Below are 20,772 nucleotides of genomic sequence, written 5' to 3'. Positions count from 1 at the left end.
GGTAAAGCAAAGACATCAATCAGGCAATACGAGCAGCGAGAACGCGGCGGTCGGAGCTGCCGGAAAGCGCAGCCGTTGCAGCGTGCCCCCCGCATAGTCGCACAGGTACAGGCGGCCGGCCTGATCCTCGCCCAGGGCGCTGATGTTCAGGTCTGTTTCGGCGAGCACGGACAGATTCCATTCCCCGGTCAGATTTCGCAATGCGAAGATACGTCCGCTCACGAAATCGGCGAAAACATACATGCTGCGGTGCATGTAGCCGCCAGTCACGGACTGTCCAATCTCGCGGCCATAGACCGCCACCGGCGGCGCATAGCGGTCCGGCGGAGTGCACTCGTCGGCCCCAAAGCAGGCATCGCCTTCCAGGATGTTCCAGCCGTAGTTCCAGCCGCCGGCAGCTCCGGCGGGCTGCATGTCGATCTCCTCGAAGCTGTTCTGGCCCACGTCCGCGATCCACAAGTCGCCCGTGGCGCGAGCGAAGGAGAACCGCCAGGGATTGCGCAGGCCCAGGGCCCAGATTTCGGGCCTGGGCGACTCGCCGCCGGCGAACGGGTTGTCGGGCGGAATGCGGTAAGCTTGGCCCGTGGCCGGGTCCGGGCCGGATTCCACATCCAGGCGCAGCAACTTGCCCAGCAGCGAGTCCGGATTCTGGGCGTTGCCGTCTGGATCGCCGACGCCGCCGCCGTCACCTGTGCCGGCGTGCAGATAGCCGTCCGGGCCAAAGGCGAGCTGGCCTCCGTAATGATTGTCGAAGTCCGGGTGCGGGATGGTCAGCAGGATTTCCTCGCTGGCCGGGTCGGCGCGGTCGGGATCGATCGACACGGAGAAGCGCGAGATGACGATGTTGCCGTCCAGGTCGGCATAGTAGGCGTAGAAATGGCCCAGCGCAGCATAGCCCGGCGGGAAGGCCACGGACAGCAGGCCCTGCTCGCCGCTCGTCGAGACACGCTCCGCGATGTCCAGGAACGGCTCGGCCAGCACCTGCCCAGCGAGCACGATGCGTACCCGGCCGGCCCGCTCGGTTACGAAGATGCGGCCGCTGTCGTCGCCGGCATGCGTGACCTGTAAGGGCAGCTCGAAACCCGAGGCCACGGTGGTCAGGGTTACCTGCTGGGCGGCAACAGGCAAAGCCAAAAGAAACATCAGCACCAGGGCTGACAGAGCTGACAGAGCTGATAGAGCGGGTATGGCGGGCAGACGCGGCATGAGACCTCCTTTGCATTTAGTCTCATGCTTCGGCGGGCCGTCCGTCCTGGTCAAGGATTGCCTACCGCCTTGGCTCTAAGAGCCGGGGAGGGCTTTGCCCTCCCCGGACCCCACCCACAAGGGGGGATGATCACCCTGAACCCCGCGATTTTTGGGGTTTTTCATTCAAACCGTGGCCCGAAGCCGTGCCAAGCGTAAATTCATGGCCCGGCGTCGGCCGGTAAAAGGGATCCCAAAGGGGCCTAGCCCCTTTGGTGGGAGAGGCGCGGAGAGGGCCTGGCCCTCTCCGCTCTTCTTTACTCCGCCGACAGCACCGCGCCCTGAGCGGCCGAGGTCACCTGGCGGGCGTAGCGCCGCAGCAGCGGCGAGGTGATTTCCTTGCGCACGAGCGGCATGGACTTGCGGCGGGCTTCCAGCTCGGCGTCGTCCACCAGCAGATTCAGCTTGCGGGCCGGGATGTCGATCTCGATCTGGTCGCCTTCGCGCACGTAGGCGATGGTTCCGCCGGCAGCCGCCTCGGGCGAGACGTGTCCGATGGCCGCGCCGCGCGTGCCGCCGGAGAAGCGGCCGTCGGTGATGAGGGCCACGTCGCTGCCCAGGCCCATGCCGGAGATGACCGAGGTGGGCGTGAGCATCTCGCGCATGCCGGGGCCGCCGCGCGGGCCTTCGTAGCGGATGACCACGGCGTCGCCGGCCTTGATCTTGCCGTCCAGGATGGCCTTGGAGGCGGCTTCCTCAGAGTCGAACACGCGGGCAGTGGCCGTGCGGCGCATCATCTCCGGGGCCACGGCGGACTGCTTGACCACGCAGCCGTCGGGCGCGAGGTTGCCGTACAGCACTGCGATGCCGCCTTCATTGGAGTAGGGCTTGTCGATGGGCCGGATGACCTCGTGGTCCGTGACCGCGGCCTTGAGGTCGGCCAGGTTCTCACCCAGGGTCTTGCCGGTGACGGTCATGACGTCCAGGTGCAGCAGGTTCTTCTTGACCAGCTCGGTCATGACGGCCGGGATGCCGCCTGCGGCGTGCAGGTCTTCCAGGTGGTGCGAGCCGGCGGGCGAGAGCTTGCACAGGTTGGGCGTGGCGCGGCTGACCTGGTTGAAGATGTCCAGGGTCAGGTCCAGGCCCGCCTCGCGGAAGATGGCCGGGAGGTGCAGCACGGTGTTGGTGGAGCAGCCCAGGGCCATGTCCAGGGTTACGGCGTTGCGTACGCTCTTCTCGGTGACGATGTCGCGGGGCTTGATGCCCTTGGCCAGCAGGTCCATGACCCGCATGCCCGCGTGCTTGGCCAGGCGAATGCGCTCGGCCGTGGGCGCGGGGATGGAGCCGTTACCGGGCAGGGCCAGGCCGATGGTCTCGGACAGGCAGTTCATGGAGTTGGCCGTGAACATGCCGGCGCACGATCCGCAGCCCGGACAGGCCTTGCATTCGAGCTCGTCTACCTCGGCCTGATCCATCTGGCCGCGCTTGGCCTTGCCCACGGCCTCGAAGACAGTGATCAGGTCCACGCCCTTTCCGCGCGCGCTGCCAGCAAACATGGGTCCGCCGCTGACCAGTACGGAAGGGATGTTCATGCGCAGCATGGCCATGAGCATGCCGGGCACGGATTTGTCGCAGTTGGGGATGAACACCAGGCCATCGAAAGGATGAGCCGTGGCCATGACCTCGATGGAGTCGGCGATGATCTCGCGGCTGACCAGGGAGAAGTGCATGCCTTCATGGTTCATGGCCAGTCCGTCGCATACGCCGATGACCGGGAACTCCATGGGCGTGCCGCCGGCCATGCGGATGCCGGCCTTGACGGCGTCGGCCAGGGTGTTCAGGTGGATATGGCCGGGCACCACCTCGTTGTGGGCGTTGACCACGCCGATCAGGGGCCGGTCCATCTCCTCGCGGGTCAGGCCCAACGCCTGAAGCAGCGAGCGGTGCGGTGCCCGCTCCAACCCGCCGGTCATCTTTTTGCTGCGCATGTTCGCCTCCGGGGCTCGGCACGGTTTGTCTTGTGCCGGAAAGGTATGTTCAAGAGGAAAAGTACCTTAAGAAGTTGCCCGGCCAAGGGCAAGGGCCAATCCGGTTGCCGTCGCTCCCGTTGAGGTCGACGGATTTGACCCGAAAGGAACCATATGGCTTGGCTGCGCGCAAGCTGACCCCAGCCTATAAACTGAGCGCAAAGCGGCCCGGCATATCCATGCCGGGCCGCTTTGCGTTGGGTTCTCTGACCCAAAAAATACGGGTCCAGGGAGATTATCTCCCTGGCGGGAGGAGTTCGAGGAGGAGCGAGCCGCTCTGGCAGGCAGCGCCCTCCCCGATTTTCTTCTCTTACGCTTTCTCTTCCGGCTTGGCCGCCTCGCGCAGCTTGATGCCAAGCTCGCGCAGCTGCTTGCCGGCCACGGTCGAGGGAGCGCCGGTCATCATGCAGGTGGCCTTCTGGGTCTTGGGGAAGGCGATGACGTCGCGGATGGACGGCGCGCCGGTCATGAGCATGATGATGCGGTCCAGGCCGAAGGCGATGCCGCCGTGGGGGGGCGCGCCGTGCTCCATGGCCTGGAGCATGAAGCCGAACTTGGCTTCGGCCTCTTCCGCGCCGATGCCCAGGGCCTGGAACATGCGCGCCTGCATCTCGCGGGTGTGGATGCGGATGGAGCCGCCGCCGATCTCGTAGCCGTTGAGCACGATATCATAGGCCCTGGAGAGCACCTTGCCCGGATCGGAGTCCATGAGCGGCAGGGTTTCGAGCTGCGGCTGAGTGAAGGGATGGTGCATGGCAGCCCAGCGCTTCTCGTCGGCGTCGTACTCCAGCAGCGGGAAGTCTGTGACCCACAGGGGCGCGAAGGTCCCGGCCGGGATGAGGCCCATGCGCTCGCCGAGCTTGAGGCGCAGGTTGCCGATGGCCGGATTGACCACGGCCTTGGGTCCGGCCTGGAAGAAGACGATATCGCCGGACACGATGCCCAGGCGCTCGGCCAGGGCGGATTTTTCCTCGGGGCTGAAGAACTTGACGATGGGCGACTGCCATTCGTCGCCCTTGATCTTGATCCAGGCCAAGCCCTGGGAGCCGTAGATCTTCACGAACTCGGTGAAGTCGTCGATCTCCTTGCGCGACAGGGATTCGCCGCCGGGCACGCGCACGGCCTTGACCAGCTCGGAGGAGGCGAAGACCTTGAAGTTCGAGCCCTTGAAGATGTCCGTGACCTCGAACAACTTGAGGCCGAAGCGGATGTCGGGCTTGTCCACGCCGTAGTCGCGCATGGCCTCGAAATGGCTCATGCGCGGGAAGGGGCTGGGCAGCTCCACGTCCAGGACCTGCTTGAAGACCGTGTGGATCATGCCCTCGGCGATGTCCATGACCTGGGCCTCGTCCACGAAGGTCAGCTCCATGTCGATCTGCGTGAACTCGGGCTGGCGGTCGGCGCGCAGGTCCTCGTCGCGAAAGCAGCGCACGATCTGGTAGTAGCGCTCCAGGCCGGCGACCATGAGCAGTTGCTTGAAAAGCTGCGGCGACTGGGGCAGGGCGAAGAACTCGCCCTGGTTCAGGCGGCTGGGCACCAGGAAGTCGCGCGCGCCCTCGGGCGTGGACTTGGTGAGCACCGGCGTCTCGATCTCCAGGAATCCGTGACGGTCCAGGTAGGTGCGCACGGCCTGGGCTGTCTTGTGGCGCAGGATCATGTTGCGGGCCATCTTGGGCCGGCGCAGGTCCAGGTAGCGGTATTTGAGCTTGAGCTGCTCGGTGGGCTCGCTGCGGTCCTCGATCTCGAAGGGCGGAGTCTGGGCCGTGTTGAGCAGCTTTATGTTGCTGACCAGGATCTCGATGTCGCCCGTGCCCATCTTGGGGTTGTGCATGCCCTCGGGCCGCTCGCGCACGGTGCCCATGATGGCCACGACGTACTCGGAGCGCAGGACGTGGGCCCTGGCGTGAGCCGTGGGCGCGGCCTGCGGGTCGAAGACCACCTGGGTCAGGCCGGCGCGGTCGCGCAGGTCGATGAAGATGAGCCCGCCGTGGTCGCGGCGGAACTGGACCCAGCCCATGAGGCAGACCTTCGCGCCCACGTCGGTCGCGCGCAGGGCTCCGCAGTCGTGCGTGCGGCGCCAAGTCCCAAGATCGTCTATGGCCCGCGCTTCTTGCGGGGCCGATATGATTTCGCTGCTCATGCTCGTGCCTCCGGTGGATGGGACGCGCCGCATCCGCCTGCCTGTTGCGTGTAGCTCGTTTTTATCTCGGGATCAGCCGAGGGTGGCCAGGAATTGCTCTTGGGGCATGCTGGTCTGCTCGCCCGTGTCCAGGCTCTTGACCACGATGGTCCCGGCGGCAAGCTCTTCGCCGCCCAGGAGCAGGCAGGTCTTGACGCCGAGCTTGTTGGCCAGCCGGAGCTGGCTCTTGGGGCTCTTGGCCGCGAAGGAGACCTCGCCGGACAGGCCCCGCTCGCGAAGCTTTTGCGCCAGGAGCAGGCCCTGGTCAAGGGCCTTGTCGTCGAGCACGGCCAGGTAGAAGTCCTTGCGCGCGGGCTCGCGTCCGGCGAGCAGCAGGGCCAGGCGCTCCATGCCGATGGCGAAGCCAACGCCCGGCACCTTGGGACCGCCCAGCAGCTCCACCAGACCGTCGTAGCGCCCGCCGCCAGCCACGGCCGTCTGTGCGCCGATGTTGGTGCTGGTGACCTCGAAGGTCGTGCGCTGGTAGTAGTCCAGGCCGCGCACCAGGAAGGGGTTGCGGGTGTAGGCCAGCCCGGCGGCGTCCAGGATGGACAGCACGGTGTCGAAGTGCGTCTTGCAGGACGGGCACAGGTTGTCGTCGATGCGCGGGGCCTCGGCCACGACGTCCTTGCAGGCCGCGACCTTGCAGTCCAGCACGCGCAGAGGATTGGTGGCCGTGCGGCGCAGGCAGTCGGCGCACAGCTTGCCCTTGTCCAGACCGCTGAAATAGTTGGTCAACCGCTGGTGGAAGGTGGGCCGGCACTCGGGGCAGCCGAGCGAATTGACCTCGAAGGACAGGCCGCTCAGCCCCACGCTCTTCAGGAACGTGGCCAGCATGAGCATGACCTCGGCGTCGCAGTGCGGCGCGTCGGTGCCGAAGACCTCGCAGTTGATCTGGTGGAACTGGCGGAGCCGTCCCTTCTGGGGGCGCTCGTAGCGGAACATGGGGCCGATGGTGAAGTACTTGGAGACCCGCTCCGGGGCGTGCTGCCCAGACTCGATGAAGGCTCGCACCACGCCGGCAGTCGCCTCGGGCCGCAGGGTCACCGAGCGGCCGCCCTTGTCCTCGAAGGTGTACATCTCCTTCTGGACCACGTCGGTTTCGCCGCCGATGCCTCGGGCGAAGAGCTCGGTCTTTTCCAGGATGGGCGTGCGCAACTCGCTCACGCCGTAGCGGCCGAAGACCTCACGGGCCGTGGCTTCGAGAAAGGAGAAGTTGTCGGACTCGGGGCTGAAGAGGTCGGCGAAGCCTTTGATGCTTTGTATCGTTTCCATGATGATGATTTGGGTCGTGCGTAAGGGCAGGTTGGTTAAAAAGAAACTAATAAGAAAATTGCGCAGTGGCGTCAAAAGGAAAGAGGACTTGGCGCGTCGCCTCTGAAGAATCGCACGAACCGCCGCGTACGCCGCATTCCGTGCAAATCATGGTGATACGCGGAGGGGCGCAAGTCGGAAGCTGAAAAACGGGCAAGGCACGAGGATATCGCGCCTTGCCCTGCCTGTATTGTGCGGTGCTACTGAAGCTTCTTGAAGATCGGGTCCCATTGGGACGGATGCAGATGGATGACGATGAGCGTCCTGTAGGCGTTGCGTTCAAGCTCGGTCAGGCCGTCCTTGAGCAGCTTCGCGCCCTCTGGACCGGTGGAGTTCTGCTGCATGGCCGCCATGGACGCCATATACTGCTCGTTGAGCTTGGTAAACTCGTCATATTTGCCCTCGGCCATGAGCAGCTGAGCCTTGGCTTGAAACTCCACGGCCGAGGGGGCTGCGGCCATGGGCGCGCTCATCTTGTTCTCGACTGCCTTGAAGATCGCCTCATCCACCAGCATGAGGCTGCCGCCCTCGTCGGCCTGCTTGCCGACGGCGTAATGGCGCGCTCCCAGGTAGCCGTATTTCTTGATCAGTCCTTCATACTCGCTCCGACTCAGGCCGCCCGTGACGGTCATTCCCTGCAGGCGCTCGAAGAATGGGCCGACGCTCGGCCAGTAAAGCTCCTCGCCCGCGCGCAACTCGGCCGGGTCCAGGGCGCTGATCTCCAGCCCGGCGGGAACCTCGCCGCCCATGCCCGTGGACATGTCGAAACGCTTGTCAGCCATGACCAGGATCTTGGAGTAGGCGAACGGCCATTCGCCTTCCCAGGTCTTGCCGGTGAAGAATGTGTTGTCCATGGCCCCCAGCTTCTGATCGTAGAAGGCGCGCACCTTCTCGATGGGGTCCTTGCTCAGGAATACCCGCGCGAAAGGGCTGCCCGCTTCATCGCTATAGCGGCTGCCGGAGGGAAACTGCTCCGGGTCCGCGGGCACGCCCGCGGCCACGGCTCCCGGATAGACGGGCGCAAGGAGCTTGTCGCCGGCCACGGCCGCAGCCGGCAGGAGCGCCAGGATAGCCAGCGCGGCCAAGGGCCCGAGCAGAAAGGATATCTTCATTGCGGGGTTCTCCAATGCGACGTTCTCCTCAGGCTTTAGGCCCGAAAACTACTCCACGGGGCCGAACATGTCGGACATCGGCGTCTTGGAGTAGCCTTTGGGCGCGGCGAACTTGGAGGCCGGGATGTCGGCCTTGTCGATGCTCACCACCTCGGAGTCCGTCTCGGCCTCGTTGCCGGGGTAGGTCACGGTCTTGAGCGGCCAGCCAGCCTTCATGAGCCCCTGGTACTCCGAAGATGCCTCGAAATCGGTTTCCATGGCCATGCACTGGGAGAACTTGGCCATGGACTGCGGGTTACCCAGCTCCTTCATGAGCGCCTTGTCATTGGCCAGCCAAAGCTCCTCGCGCAGAACGCCGTCGGCCAACACCTTGTAGCGCGTGGTGTCGTAGCCGGCGATCTTGCCGCCAGGCCCGACCTTGACGACTTCGACCTTGATTTTCTTCTGCGAGGGCTGGGGCATCAGGCCGCCCATGAACTGGGACATGGCGTCCATCATCGTGCGCATGCCGGCGCAGTATTCGTCGATGGTACCCTCGTAGTAGGTCTTCTCCTCGGGATTGACCATCATGATGGTGCCCTTGGTCATGTCGATGACCGACCACATGTCGCCTTCCTCGCTGGTCTCGCCGCGCAGCTTGCCGTTCTGGACGTACAGCGTGGAGCCGTCATCCTCGGACTGGATGAAGCCGGCCTGCGCGATGGATGCACAGGCGAGAGAAGCGGTCATGGCCAGAATGCTCAGGTAAAGCATGCTGCGGAATGTCCTCGACATGGGAAAGCCTCCTTGGCGAATGGGGAACGGCGGTTTAATAAATGGAATGGACGCTTACCGTCCTTGCATGCTTGGTATGGAATAATCCCTTTGCGTAGAAAATAGTGGGCGTCCAGTGTTTTTTTAAATTCTGGAAAAGCCGCGCCATGCAAGGAAAGGCAGGTGGCAAAGAGGTTTTGCCGCGATGCATTTGAAGCTGAATGCATGACGGAGCTACAGCATGGCGAGAATGTTTGCGCAAGGGGGTGATGCTGTTGCGGTGGGTGGAAATTGATTCTGGGAAAAGAATGCTGTTTGGCGGGCAGATGGTGTAGGCCGGGCAGGAGTTTCCGCACCTCCCGCCCGGAAAGGCCGCGCTAAATCTTACTTAGCCTGTTCCTGCTTCTCCTGCTGGAAGTCGCTATAGACCTTTTGCATCTCGTTCGGACCAAGTGCCTGCTGGGCCTTCTGCATGAATTTGCCCTCTTCCTCCTTGGCGTGATGCTTGATCTGCTCGCTCAGTACGTAGAGATTGGCGTCCCAGCGCGGGTCGGTCACATCCATGCCGTCAAGCTTTTCCATCACGGTCTGAGCCGCCTGGTGCTCGGCCTCGGCGCGCAGGGCGGCCTGCTTGACGCTCTGCTTGTCCTCCATGGTCTTGTAAAGGGTCTCCTCCTCGGCCTTCATGTGCGGTTCAAGGTCCTTCTTGAGCTGCGACCAGAGCTGCTCCTTCTTCTCCTTGCTCAGCCCCGGCTGCTCCAACTGCTTGAAGTCCTGCATGACCTTCTCGTGATCCTGCTTGAGGGCCTGGAGGAACTGCTGACCATCTTGGCCGGACTTCTGACCCGACTGCTGAGCCCAGGCCGCGCCGGACATGAGCAGAGCAATGGCGATTACAAGAACGGCGATCCTTCGCATATCCGCCTCCTGAATCGTTGGACGGTTGCCCCCGTTCATGCCTTGCGAAGCATGGTCGCACCCTCCGCCGATAATACTGTTACAAGATAGGGAAACGAGAAGAGTCAAGAGAGATTAGAGTGAATTAGAATTTAGGCCTTATTGCCCAACGAATTAGAGCATTTACTTTTGAAAATGCTCTGCAAGCCGTGCATCGGCATGGCTTGCCGCCGCATAGGCGTAGGCGCAATTCACTTGCGCCGTCAACGCCGGAGCGGGCGTCATAAAGGCAATCTATTCTAGATTAAAAAAGCCCTCCAGGCTTGAGCACGGGAGGGCTTAAATCCGTCAAGTATGGACGGCTTACGACAACCGCCCCCTGAAATCCTCATATCCAAACCGCTTCACCAGCCTGAACTCCCCTTCCTCCGTGACCTTCGCGATGCTTGGCAACTGCAGGCCATTGAACGTGGTGGTCTTGACCATCGAATAGATAGCCATGTCCATGAAGGCCAGCTTGTCGCCGACTTGCAGCTCGCGGTGGAATGAATACGCGCCGATGACGTCGCCAGCCAGGCAGGAGTGGCCGGCGAGTCTGTAATCATATGCCTTTTCGCCGGTCTGGCCGGCGTTCTCGCCGTCGCCGTCCGTGAGCAGCGCGCAGCGCGGTCGGTAGGGCATCTCCAGCACGTCGGGCATGTGCGCGGCGGCTGACGTATCCAGAATCGCTATCTTGCCCTGGTTGTCGATGACATCCAGCACCGTGGCCACGAGCACGCCCGTGTCCAGGGCGATGGCCTCGCCGGGTTCCAGGTAGACTTGCAAACCATACTTGGCCTTGATGCGGTTGACCTCGTTCACGAGCAGGTCCACGTCGTAATCTGGCCGCGAGATATGGTGGCCGCCGCCGAAGTTGAGCCACTTCAAGCGCGGGAAGAACTCGCCGAACTTGTCTTCCACGTGCGGCAGCGTGCGCGCGAGCGCGTCCGCGTTCTGCTCGCAGAGGGTGTGGAAGTGCAGGCCGACTATGCGGCCGTCGGGCGTGTTTAGTTCGGCGGGCTGGAAATCCTTGCGCAGCACGCCCATGCGCGAGCCGGGCGAGCAGGGGTCGTAAATGGGCACTGCGCCCTCGGAGTGCTCCGGGTTCACGCGCATGCCGCACTCCACCTCGTGCCCGCTTTCCCGCACAATCTTGCGGTAGCGCTTCCACTGATTGAACGAATTGAACACGATGTGGTCGCACAGGCTGGCCAGTTCGCGCACGTCGGCCTGGGAGTAGCCGGCCGCGAAGGCGTGCACCTCGCGCTCATTGGCGCCCCGCGCGAACTCCTCGCGGGCCAGGCGCGCCTCGTGCGGCGAGCTGGCCGTGCAGCCGTGCAGGCTGCGCGCGATGAGCGGGAAGGTGGACCACATGGCGAAGCCCTTGAGCGCGAGCAAAATCCTGCAGTCCGTCCTGTCGATGACGGACCGCAGGACCGCGAGGTTGCGCTCGATGAGCCGTTCGTCCACCACGAAGCAGGGCGTGGGAACGCGCGAAAGGTCTAGCCCTTGAGGAAGACTTCTGTCCACGGCAGTCCATGCTTGTTCAGGGCGTCCATGAACGGGTCGGGATCGAACTGCTCCATGTTCCACACGCCGGGCTTGGACCACTTCTTGGTAAGCATCATCATGGCGCCGATCATGGCCGGCACGCCCGTGGTGTAGGAGATGGCCTGCGAGCCGACCTCGGCATAGGCTTGCTGGTGGTCGCAGATGTTGTAGATGTAGTACTCGCGCTCCTTGCCGTCCTTGGTGCCCTTGACGATGTTGCCGATGCAGGTGCGGCCCTTGGTCAGCGGGCCGAGGCTGCCGGGATCGGGCAGCAGGGCTTTGAGGAACTCCAGCGGGATGACCTTGCAGCCCTTGTAGTCCACGGGGCCGATGCGGGTCATGCCCACGTTCTGCAGGACTTCCAGGTGCTTGAGGTAGTTGTCCGAGAAGGTCATCCAGAAGCGGGCGCGCTTGAGCGTGGGGAAGTGCCTAGCCAGCGACTCCAGCTCCTCATGGTACATGAGGTAGATATTCATGGGGCCGATGCCCTCGGGGAAGTCGTAGCTCTGCTTCACGCTGAGCGGCTCGGTCTCCTTCCACTCCCCGTTCTCCCAGAAGCGGCCCTTGGCCGTGACCTCGCGGATATTGATCTCGGGATTGAAATTCGTGGCGAAGTGCTGGCCGTGCTGGCCAGCGTTGGCGTCCAGGATGTCCAGCTCGCGGATCTCGTCGAAGTGGTGCTTGGCCGCATAGGCCGTGAACACGTTGGTCACACCCGGATCAAAACCCGAGCCGAGCAGGGCCATGATGCCGGCCTGCTGGAAGCGCTCCTGATAGGCCCACTGCCATTTGTATTCGAACTTGGCCACGTCCTTGGGCTCGTAGTTGGCCGTGTCCAGATAGTCCACGCCCGTCTCCAGGCAGGCTTCCATAAGCGCCAGGTCCTGGTAGGGCAGGGCCACGTTGAGCAGCAGGTCGGGCTTGACCTTGCGGATGAGCGCTACGGTCTCCTGGACATTGTCGGCGTCCAGCGCGTGCGTCCGCACGTCGCGCTTCCACCTGTCCTTGACCTGCTTGGCAATGGCGTCGCACTTGGACTTGGTGCGGCTGGCGAGATGGATTTCCGAGAAGACCTCGGGCACCTGGGCGCACTTGTGCACCACGACCTGGCCGACACCACCGGCTCCGACAATGAGAACTTTGGACATGGCATTCCCTCCGGGCAATAGTCAGAACCTCGCAATATATCGCCACTCTGCGATGATTGCAAGACACACTCTCGACCGCCTACTTCAACTCGATGCCGTCTCCGCGTAGCTCCTTGGCCGTGGCCTCGCGCGCAACGGTCCCGGCCGGGAAATCGTACGGGCCGGGATCGGCGTAGCCTGGGGCGCGCTCGCGCACACGGAACACGGTGACCATGCCGCCCATGGTCGTGGGGCCGAACTGGCCCTTGAGGCCGGACATGGGGATGCTGTTCTTGGGCGCGGGCATGCCTTCCATGTTCTCCATGCCGCGCGTGCCCATGGGCATCCATCCGGGCAGCAGCCGACTGATGCGCTGCTCCGCGCCGGTCGGGTCCACTCCTACCATGTTCTCCATGTCGTGGCCCATCTGATTCATGGTGTGGTGGGTCATGTGGCAGTGGAAGAACCAGTCGCCGGGATTGTCGGCCACAAGCTCGATGTCGCGCGTGCTGCCTACTGGCACGAGCACCGTGGTCTCGGGCCACTGGGCTGCCTCCGCGATGGGCCCGCCGTCCGTGGCCACGATCCTGAAATCATAGCCGTGGATGTGGATGGGATGGTGGTCCTGCGGGCTCAAGTTGCCCAGGCGGATGCGCACGCGATCGCCGAGCTCGGCCACGAGCGGGTGCGTGTGCGGGAAGGCCCGGCCGTTCATGGTCAGCACGTTGAACTCGATCATCTCCAGCGGATTGGGCCGCGCCGTGCCAGGATCAATGCGCCACTCTTGGAGCAGGATGGCGAAGTCGCGGTCCGGCGGGCGGGCCTTGCGCGGGTGGACCACGAACATGCCGACCAAGCCCATGGCCTCCTGGGTCATGTCGTCGAAATGCGAGTGGTACATGAACGTGCCCGCGTCGGGCAGCCAGAACTCGTAGATGAAGGTCTTGCCCGGAGGGATGGACGGCTGGGTCAGACCGGCCGCGCCGTCCATGCCGCTTGGCAGGCGGATGCCGTGCCAGTGCACGCTCGTGGCCGCGGGCAGTCTGTTCGTCACGTAGATGCGCACGCGGTCGCCCTGCATGGCTTCCAGAAGCGGGCCGGGCGTGTCGCCGTTGTAGCCCCAGCAGCGCGCCACCAGCCCCGGCGCGAACTCGTGGTCGATGGGCTCGGCCACGAGATGGAAAACCTTCACATCGTCGCGAAGGGTAAATGGCAGCGTGTTCACGTCGGGCGCGAACACGGGGGTGTAGTCGCGGCCGGGCTGGCCCGGAGGAAGCCGGGTCCGCTCGAATTCCGACCAGGGCAGAGGCGGGAAGACATGGCGGCCAGGTTCGGAAGGTTCAGCCTCGGTCTTCCCACGGGTCGGCTTTTTAGCCTTGGGCGTTCGGGGCTTTTCGGGTTCCTGCCCGGAGCTCTCCCGGCGGTCGCCCGCAGTAGGCGCTGCATGGCCCGCATGTCCGGACGCAGGGTCTTGCGGTTGAGCGGGCTGCGCATGGACGGAATGATCCTGGTCTGCCCGCTCTAGCTGGTTCGCCTGATCTTCCTGGGTTGCGTGGCCTGCATGGCCGGTATGGTCGGGTTCGCTGGCCGTCTGATACTGCGCTTCGGCCGGCGAAGCACAAAGCATGGCAAGCAGGCAGCACAGGGCCAAGGACGTATGCAGAAGAGCCGGGAGAACTGGGAAGGGCGTCGCCCTCCCCAGACCCCACCCACCAGGGAGCAACGGCTCCCTGGACCCGCGTATTTCATGGGCGGATCGGGTCGAGGTTACGCGGAATTCATTGGCAGTTTCCCATTGTACAAGCGACATCCTGATCTCCTATCAGTGCCCGCCACCGCCGCCACTGGTAGAGGCAGCGGGCATGCCGCCGTTTGCGGCCATATCACTCGGAATGCGTCCGGAGATGATCTGCTCCAGGGCGCTGCGGGCCCGCCAGTATTCGTGCAGAGCCTCGGCCGCGCTGCGTTCGGTATCCAACTCGGCGCGCTTGAGATCCAGCAGGCCGATGGTGCTCAGGTTCATGGCGTTGTTCTGCAACTGGCCCTCGGCCGTGATGTCGCGCCGAAGTGGCAGGAGCACGGATCGGTAGTGCTCGGCCCTGTTGCGGGCTGCCTCCAACGTCAGCGCCGCGCTCCTGGCGGCCGCGCGCATTTCCACTGCCTGGGCCTCGTACTCGCGCGAGACAACGGACAGCCTTGCCCTGGCCCGCGCCCGCCGCGCTTGGCCGAAGTCGAACAGCGGTATGGGCAGGGCCAAGCTGGGACCGACGCCCCATTTCTCGCCCGGCTCGCGTTCCAGGGATGCGCCGACCTCCACCTCCTGAAAGGGCGCATAGCGCTCCAGGCCGACCGTGCGGGCTAAGGCGTCCAGTTCCTGGCGGGTCGCCGCAAGCTTCAAATTCGCGGCCACGGCCCGGCTCTCCAGCCTCTCGGCGGCGAGGTCCGCATCGTCGCGCCTGTCCGGTAGCGGCGGCAGGCCGCCCACGGGCTCCCAACCTGCGAGCGAGCCCCACAGGCCGAGAGCAGCGTTGAGTCGCTCGCGCGCCCGGCCCAGGGTCAGTTCCTCGTCGGCCTGCAGAATCCTGTCTTCCTCGTGCATGGCCTGGCGGGTGAGCAGATCCAGCTCGGTGATGTTCCCGGCCGCGCGCAGCCTCAAGGCCAGGTCCAGGGCCGCGCGCGAGGTTTCGGCCATGAGCTGGGCCGCGCGCGTGCGCTCCAGGGCGGCCTGGTGCGCGAACCAGGCGCGCCGGGACTCCAGGATGATGTCCAGCACCTGGGCCGTGGCCAGGGACTCGGCCCGGGCCAGCTCGGCGCGCGCCACGGACCGGCGCAAAGGCGTGAAGAGCAGACCCGTCAGACTTTGGGCGATCTCCAGCTCCCAGGTGGAGCCGTCGCCTGGCGTGTAGCGGTACGCGCCCGCGAAGACCGGATTCTCGACGAGTCCGGCCTGCACGTACTCGGCCCTAGCCACGCCGAGTCCCTCGAAAATTGCCTGCACCCGCTTTGAGTTGAGCAGGGCGATGCGTACCGCTTCGTTCTCGCCCAGGCCGTCGGCAAGCATGTCCTGCACTGCCTGTTGCGAGTGGCTCTCGGCTTGCGTTCCGTCCAGCCGCTGCGCCGAGTACCCGGTGCGCGCCGCCACGTCCGCGCCCACGGCCTGGATGTTTCCGGCCGGATCGGTGCTCGCGCAGGCCGCCAGAACCATGAGCAGAGCCAGGGCGAACAGGTTGCTCGGGACGTGTAGGCACATTACTGGCCTCCGGACGCAGTCTGTCCAGCGTGTCCCGCATGTCCGGTGGAATCGTCGTCAGGGCTTTTGCTCTCTTCGGATGCAACGGATGGGCTGCCCTGCCTTGCATCGTCTGCCTGCGACGGCGCGTGCCCACTATGATCTTGCGGATCATCGGACGGGCGCTCCTGTCCGTCCGGAGTTTCGGGCGATGCAGCCTGTCCTGTCTGTTCCGCCTGTCCCGTATGCCCGGCGTGTCCGTCATGGTCGGTATGGTCGGTTTGGCTTGCCTGGGCGGGCGTTATTGGCGGCGCTTGGCCTGGCACGTCGAGGACGAGCGGCTTCACGCTGGAGGTCTCCACCTTGCTCAGCGTGGGCGGCAGCCGCCAGACCGGCGAAGCCGGCGCATCCGGGCTGGCCGGATGCGTGGCCGGCGGTTGCGCAGGTTCGTAGCCGGCGGCGCACGAGGCGCACAGAATGGCCAGGGCCGCGGCCCCGGCTGAAAGAACTTGTCGCATTGGCCTGGTCCCGCGTTTGGGCCCTAGTTTAGCAGCTTGCCCGCCTTGCGGCTATGGGAATCAGGAAAAATGCAGGGCCAGCGGCCCCATAGGGAAAGCCGGAGGCACGTAATAATCCCCCTCTCGGCTCGGGCGGAATTATTCCAGGCGCTTGGCAGGGAATAGCAGATGACCACTAGCTTAGTTGACCATGTGCCAATTCTTCCTGACTTCTTCCAATCGTTTCCGGACGTTCTTGCGCAGTTTCTCGGCTAGAGGAACATAGCCGTCCCTGGTCAGCATGGCTTCGTTCGTCTTCAGCATGTACATTTCCACTGGCAAAGGGCTTGCCTTGGCGACTGTATCCTGCACGTGCGCGAGGTCTTCCTTGGCCGGCTCCCTGCCGCCCGAGACCGCGACAAGGATCTTGACCGGCTGGCGCCCGTCCCCGAAATCGAAATAGGCATCGTGGGGGAACAGCCCGTCGATGCGGGAAAACGCCTCGCGCACGGCGTTCTCAATGGTCTTTATGGCCCGCTCCTTGTCCGGCGTGAGCTTGCCGTACCGTGTCCAGCCAAGGAGCAAGCGCCCCTGGCTGCTCCAGAAATCCGGCTCAATGACCTCCACGAGCAGGTAGAGGTCCGGCATTTCCAGGCGCTTGCGCAGATCATCCTGCACCGCGCGTATTATTTCCGGAAAAGGCGGTCGGCCCGTTATTGTCGCCACGACCGTCGGCCCGATCGGGAGCATGCCGAAGTCCACATGTTCAAGCTGCGTCCCCGGCGCCTCGGAAGTCAGCTCCCACAAAAGCTGCTCCGTTTCTCTGATGACCAGCTCCTTGCGGGTCAATTCCCTACCCTCGAAAAAGCCTTCCAGATTGCGCATTTCGACCAGGGGCGTCGAGCCCGTCGCGCCCATGTCCTTGACGATCGTATTCCTGATGGTGAACTCGACCGGCTTGTCCAGCTTCTTGGACAGTGCGTCCTGGATCTGTTTCACCTCCTTGGGAACGAACAGCTCCGGGCTCATGACATGCGCGAGGACGTACAGCTTGCCGCTCTCGAAATCAGAGTTGAACCTGTTCAACTCCGCTCCATACATGCCGGCCAGCTCCTGATCGAGCACCTGTTTGATATCCTGTGACAGAATGCGGTCCTCGATCATTGCGATGAGGGAATTCGTGAGCAGTGCGAAGATGATCAAAAAGCCGAACGCAGCCAGCCCGAAGCGGCGCAGGAACAGCTTCTTGTTCGTCGAGTCGAACCGATAGTTCATCCCTGCGACGATGAAAACCGCCGAGGCGACGATGAGGATGGATAGAAAGTTAGCTACGAAGAGCAGGAAAGAGCCCAGGCCGCCCTCGTAGGCCTTGACCGCGATGCACAGGCCGGTGTTCGCCAGCGGCGGCACCAGCGCCGTGGCGATGGCCACGCCCGGGAGCGCCGGGCTGAGCGACTCGTCCACAAGGGCATAAGCCCCGGCGAATCCGGCCAGCACGGCCACCAGGAGGTCGAACAGGTTGGGCTGCGTCCGGGACAGCATTTCGGGAGTCACCTCCAGCGCGATGGGCAGGCTGCCGAGCAGCAGTGCGGTGGCCACGGCGATGAAGATTCCCGCCGTGACCGCCAGGAGCGAATTGCGCAGCAGCTTGGCCTCCCCGAGCACGAGAGCGAGCGAAATGCCGAAAATGGGAGTCATGAGAGGGGCCACGAGCATGGCTCCGATCACAACGGCCGTGCTGTCGGCTATCAGGCCAATGCTGGCGATGAGGGTCGATATGCCCACCAGGATATAGAAGCGAATCCCTGGTTCCGAGCCTTGGGAGATATCCCCGATGACCTGAGCCCTTCGCTCCGGGGTCGTCTTGATCAGCTTTGAGCGCATGGCCGTACCCACGATCGTGGAAGGTTGCCGGACGCCCTTCGCTGTGTAGCATGCCTGAAGGACAAAGCTGAATTACTAATCCGGAAATCAGGGGACGGTCGGGCAAAGCACCGCGGGGTTTTACGGCTGGAGGCCCATGGGCGAGCGGGATGAGCGCGTGACTGCGCTGGCGGCTTGCGAGCAGCCGGGCCGCCGCCCAGGCGGAGCGGAGAGCCGGGATGGCGGCATTCCGCATGTCTCCCTGAATAATAAGAGCTGGGGGGCTAGGCCTGCCTGTCCCTCGCGCTGATGGCCGCGAGCAGTTTTTCCAGCTCGTCCATGGCGAACGGCTTGGAAATGTGCTCGTCCATGCCCGCCTGCAGGAACCGCTCGCGGTCGCCGTCCAGCCCGAAGGCCGTCGTGGCGAAGATGGGTACGTCGGGATCACCTGCCAGACCTCTACGGATGCGCCGGGTCGTTTCGACGCCGTCCATGTCGGGCATGTCCACGTCCATGAGCACTACATCGAATCCGACGTCCCTGAGCGCGTCCAGGGCCTCCTGGCCGCCCGACGCCGTGACCACTTCGTGACCCTTGCGCTTGAGGATCTCGGACGTGAGCATCTGGTTGACGAGATTGTCCTCCACCAGGAGGATCTTGAGCGGGCGTGGCGCCGTGTGCGGCGGCGTCCGGGTCGGCTTCGCGCTTTCGTTCGTCCCCGGCTCGACTTCCCCGAGCACGACGGTGAAGAAGAAGGTGCTTCCCCGGCCAGGCACGCTGTCCACCCATATCCTGCCGCCCATCCGCTCCACGAGCTGCATGGAGATGTGCAATCCCAGCCCCGTGCTCTCGCTGCTCGGACGGCTTTGGTCCAGGAAGTGCTTGAAACCAGAGAAGATGTGTTCGCGCCGGCTCGGATGGATGCCGATGCCGGTGTCCCGCACGGAAAAGCGGAGTCGGACGCGCCTGTCTTCTCCGGCGCATGAAGTGTCTCGGCCCATGCTGACGCGAATCCGGCCCGTCTCCGTGTACTTGATCGCGTTGCCCACGAGGTTCATGAGGATCTGACCCAGGCGCAGTTCGTCGCCCACGAGTCGCGCGGGGATTTCCTCCGCGACATCCACGCTGAGCTCAATCCCTTTGGCTCCGGCCGTTACGGCCAGGGGGCCGAGGATCGCCTGCAGCAGATGACGCGGTTCGAACGGCTTGCTAGCCAGCTCGATTCCGCCGGCCTCGATCCTGGACAGATCGAGCAGGTTGTTGATGAGGCGCAGGAGATGGTTGGCCGACTGCTCGGCGATCCGTACATAGGAGGACGCCTCCTGGCCTATGCCGAGCGAGGGCAGAAGCTCGATCACGCTCTGGATGCTGTTCAGGGGCGTGCGGATTTCGTGGCTCATGTTGGACAGGAACGTGCTCTTGGCCAGGCTTGCGGACTCAGCCGTTTCCTTGGCCTTCCGGAGCTCCTGCCCCAGCCGCATGAGGTCGGTGATGTCCCGGCCGATGGCCAGCACGCTTTCCACCTGGCCGTCCTTGGAGAATTCAGGAGCCAGGCGATATTGGATGTGCAAGCTGCTCTCGCCAGGGGTCAGCGTAAGCACCTGGGCTCGCTCCTGCCCCGTCTCGAACACGTTGCGAACCGCCTGCTCGAACTCTTTACGAACCGGTTTCAAAATAGGAGCGTTGGAGAGGTCCCTTCCGATCAGTTCGGACTGGGGTAACTTGAGAGTGCGGGACAGCGCCGCATTGGCGTAGAGGCGCACACAGTCCTGGTTGTAGCGTACGATGATGTCAGGCGAGTTTTCCGCCAGAGCCCGAAATTCCTGCTCCCGGCGGGCCAGGGCTTCTTCCGCGTGTTTCTGTTTCGTGATGTCGCGCCCGACGGCCTGGACTTCGACGATCCTGCCGGTCTCGTCGAACAAGGCCCTATTTACCCACTCGACGCAGTGCTCCTCGCCGTTTGGCGCATGCATGGCATGGCTCCACGACACAAACGGCTGATCCAGCGTGGCGGATGCGAGCAAACATCGCAGCCGTTCGCTGATAAGTGGCGGAAGCATGTCGAAGAGGTTATTGCCCAGGATCTCGCTGCTAGGCGCGCCATGAAACCTGGTGAGGGCTTTGTTCACGAAGGTGATGGTTCCGTCGGGCGTGAAACGACTGACGAACTCGCCCAGGTCTTCCACGATGGCCCGGTAGCGTTCCTGGCTCTCGCGCAGGCGTTCCTCGGATTGCTTGCGCACGGCGATTTCGGTTTCCAGGGCCACCGTGCGCTCGCCAACGCGCTTCTCCACTTCGAGATAGACATGCTCCAGGGTCCGGTTGGACGTCTTGAGCGCCTCGGCCTGCTCCTCGGCCTTGGCCTTGGCCGAGGCAAGCTCCTCCTGCAGCCGCTTCATCTCCGTCACATCCCGGACAATGGACAGGAAGGACTCCACCTGCCCTTGGCTGTTCCGCTGCGGGCGGATCAGGGCCTGGAAATGGCGCGTGCCGATGGGGGTCTTATAGTCGAAGGGCAGGACCTGATCCTGGCCGGTCTCTCTTGCGCGCGTTTGCGCGGCCTCCATCATGCTCAGGAGGTCGTTGGTATTATGGCCGATCTCGCGAGGGTGCCTGCCAACGAGATCCTCGGGGGATAGCAGCCCCGCGGTGGCCTCGCTGATGGCCGGGCTAACGTACTTGTAGCAACCTTCAAGGTCGAAGATGACGATCGTGTCCGGAGCGCTTTCGACGACTCTCTTGAAATCCAGTTCAGACATGTCGTTCCCCGCCGGCGGCAAGCCAAAAGACCAGGAAGGCTCTGGGCATGCGCAGGCTGGCGTTGTCGGGGGATTGTACAATGGCGAGGCGGATGCACTATAGCGCACGAAACAGCAGCAGCAAAGCCTCAAAAAACGGTGGACACGGGTATGGTGGCGATAAATACTATAAGGAGAGTCGTAATTGCGGGAGGATGTGTTGAAGGCCGTGCCGAATAAAAATGAAAACCACGTTGAACA

14 protein-coding genes are annotated in these 20,772 nt (G+C 63.8%); all 14 read right to left on the bottom strand.

From position 1 onward, the window contains the following. Positions 1-15: 15 nt before the first annotated feature. Positions 16-1,206 (bottom strand): PQQ-dependent sugar dehydrogenase, encoded by a 1,191-nt coding sequence (locus tag H585_RS0101275; RefSeq protein ID WP_027366439.1) that lies wholly within the window; start codon positions 1,204-1,206, stop codon positions 16-18. A 296-nt stretch (positions 1,207-1,502) separates the two neighbouring features. Continuing rightward, the gene (ilvD, locus tag H585_RS0101270) at positions 1,503-3,173 is read right to left on the bottom strand and encodes a dihydroxy-acid dehydratase (protein WP_027366438.1); all 1,671 of its coding nucleotides are present in this window, start codon (positions 3,171-3,173) and stop codon (positions 1,503-1,505) included. 349 nt (positions 3,174-3,522) lie between these two features. Next, positions 3,523-5,352, bottom strand: a complete 1,830-nt coding sequence (gene aspS, locus H585_RS0101265; protein ID WP_034626878.1) for an aspartate--tRNA ligase — start codon at positions 5,350-5,352, stop codon at positions 3,523-3,525. A 72-nt stretch (positions 5,353-5,424) separates the two neighbouring features. Beyond that, the gene (hisS, locus tag H585_RS0101260) at positions 5,425-6,666 is read right to left on the bottom strand and encodes a histidine--tRNA ligase (protein ID WP_027366436.1); all 1,242 of its coding nucleotides are present in this window, start codon (positions 6,664-6,666) and stop codon (positions 5,425-5,427) included. Between the two features lie 239 nt (positions 6,667-6,905). Next, positions 6,906-7,817, bottom strand: coding sequence for a hypothetical protein (locus tag H585_RS0101255; RefSeq protein WP_027366435.1), 912 nt, complete (start codon positions 7,815-7,817; stop codon positions 6,906-6,908). A gap of 48 nt (positions 7,818-7,865) precedes the next feature. Then, on the bottom strand, positions 7,866-8,591 hold the full coding sequence (locus H585_RS0101250; RefSeq protein ID WP_027366434.1) for a DUF4412 domain-containing protein: 726 nt from the start codon (positions 8,589-8,591) through the stop codon (positions 7,866-7,868). 363 nt (positions 8,592-8,954) lie between these two features. After that, on the bottom strand, positions 8,955-9,488 hold the full coding sequence (locus H585_RS0101245) for a hemerythrin domain-containing protein (RefSeq protein ID WP_027366433.1): 534 nt from the start codon (positions 9,486-9,488) through the stop codon (positions 8,955-8,957). 342 nt (positions 9,489-9,830) lie between these two features. Next, entirely contained in the window at positions 9,831-11,036 is a 1,206-nt protein-coding gene (gene nspC / locus H585_RS0101240; RefSeq protein ID WP_027366432.1) for a carboxynorspermidine decarboxylase, read from the bottom strand. Continuing rightward, on the bottom strand, positions 11,009-12,205 hold the full coding sequence (locus H585_RS0101235) for a saccharopine dehydrogenase family protein (RefSeq protein WP_027366431.1): 1,197 nt from the start codon (positions 12,203-12,205) through the stop codon (positions 11,009-11,011). The genes nspC and H585_RS0101235 overlap by 28 nt, the downstream gene beginning before the upstream one ends. A 79-nt stretch (positions 12,206-12,284) precedes the next feature. Further along, positions 12,285-13,994, bottom strand: a complete 1,710-nt coding sequence (locus tag H585_RS0101230) for a copper oxidase (RefSeq protein ID WP_027366430.1) — start codon at positions 13,992-13,994, stop codon at positions 12,285-12,287. Positions 13,995-14,006: 12 nt separating this feature from the next. Further along, a complete protein-coding gene (locus H585_RS0101225; RefSeq protein WP_027366429.1) occupies positions 14,007-15,434 on the bottom strand; it encodes a TolC family protein in 1,428 nt (475 codons plus the stop codon). Further along, positions 15,434-15,931, bottom strand: a complete 498-nt coding sequence (locus tag H585_RS20695) for a prolipoprotein diacylglyceryl transferase (RefSeq protein ID WP_034626875.1) — start codon at positions 15,929-15,931, stop codon at positions 15,434-15,436. Before H585_RS20695 ends, H585_RS0101225 begins: the two co-directional genes overlap by 1 nt. Positions 15,932-16,111: 180 nt before the next feature. Next, the gene (locus H585_RS0101215) at positions 16,112-17,794 is read right to left on the bottom strand and encodes a TIGR00341 family protein (protein WP_027366428.1); all 1,683 of its coding nucleotides are present in this window, start codon (positions 17,792-17,794) and stop codon (positions 16,112-16,114) included. Positions 17,795-18,057: 263 nt separating this feature from the next. After that, complete coding sequence (locus H585_RS0101210; protein WP_027366427.1) at positions 18,058-20,532, bottom strand: PAS domain S-box protein; 2,475 nt, start codon at positions 20,530-20,532, stop codon at positions 18,058-18,060. Positions 20,533-20,772 lie beyond the last annotated feature (240 nt).

Origin of the sequence: Desulfocurvibacter africanus subsp. africanus DSM 2603 (assembly GCF_000422545.1) — a bacterium.
Lineage (GTDB): Bacteria > Desulfobacterota > Desulfovibrionia > Desulfovibrionales > Desulfovibrionaceae > Desulfocurvibacter > Desulfocurvibacter africanus.
Note: the sequence above shows the minus strand (reverse complement) of the source record. Positions and strands in the feature narration are given on the sequence as shown.

Coding starts and splice junctions, on each gene's coding strand:
- H585_RS0101225 (WP_027366429.1), bottom strand. CDS start 15,434: ATGTGCCTACACGTCCCGAGCAACCTGTTCGCCCTGGCTCTGCTCATG.
- H585_RS0101230 (WP_027366430.1), bottom strand. CDS start 13,994: ATGTCGCTTGTACAATGGGAAACTGCCAATGAATTCCGCGTAACCTCG.
- H585_RS0101250 (WP_027366434.1), bottom strand. CDS start 8,591: ATGTCGAGGACATTCCGCAGCATGCTTTACCTGAGCATTCTGGCCATG.
- H585_RS0101210 (WP_027366427.1), bottom strand. CDS start 20,532: ATGTCTGAACTGGATTTCAAGAGAGTCGTCGAAAGCGCTCCGGACACG.
- H585_RS0101275 (WP_027366439.1), bottom strand. CDS start 1,206: ATGCCGCGTCTGCCCGCCATACCCGCTCTATCAGCTCTGTCAGCTCTG.
- H585_RS0101215 (WP_027366428.1), bottom strand. CDS start 17,794: ATGCGCTCAAAGCTGATCAAGACGACCCCGGAGCGAAGGGCTCAGGTC.
- H585_RS0101235 (WP_027366431.1), bottom strand. CDS start 12,205: ATGTCCAAAGTTCTCATTGTCGGAGCCGGTGGTGTCGGCCAGGTCGTG.
- H585_RS0101245 (WP_027366433.1), bottom strand. CDS start 9,488: ATGCGAAGGATCGCCGTTCTTGTAATCGCCATTGCTCTGCTCATGTCC.
- aspS (WP_034626878.1), bottom strand. CDS start 5,352: ATGAGCAGCGAAATCATATCGGCCCCGCAAGAAGCGCGGGCCATAGAC.
- ilvD (WP_027366438.1), bottom strand. CDS start 3,173: ATGCGCAGCAAAAAGATGACCGGCGGGTTGGAGCGGGCACCGCACCGC.
- H585_RS20695 (WP_034626875.1), bottom strand. CDS start 15,931: ATGCGACAAGTTCTTTCAGCCGGGGCCGCGGCCCTGGCCATTCTGTGC.
- hisS (WP_027366436.1), bottom strand. CDS start 6,666: ATGGAAACGATACAAAGCATCAAAGGCTTCGCCGACCTCTTCAGCCCC.
- H585_RS0101255 (WP_027366435.1), bottom strand. CDS start 7,817: ATGAAGATATCCTTTCTGCTCGGGCCCTTGGCCGCGCTGGCTATCCTG.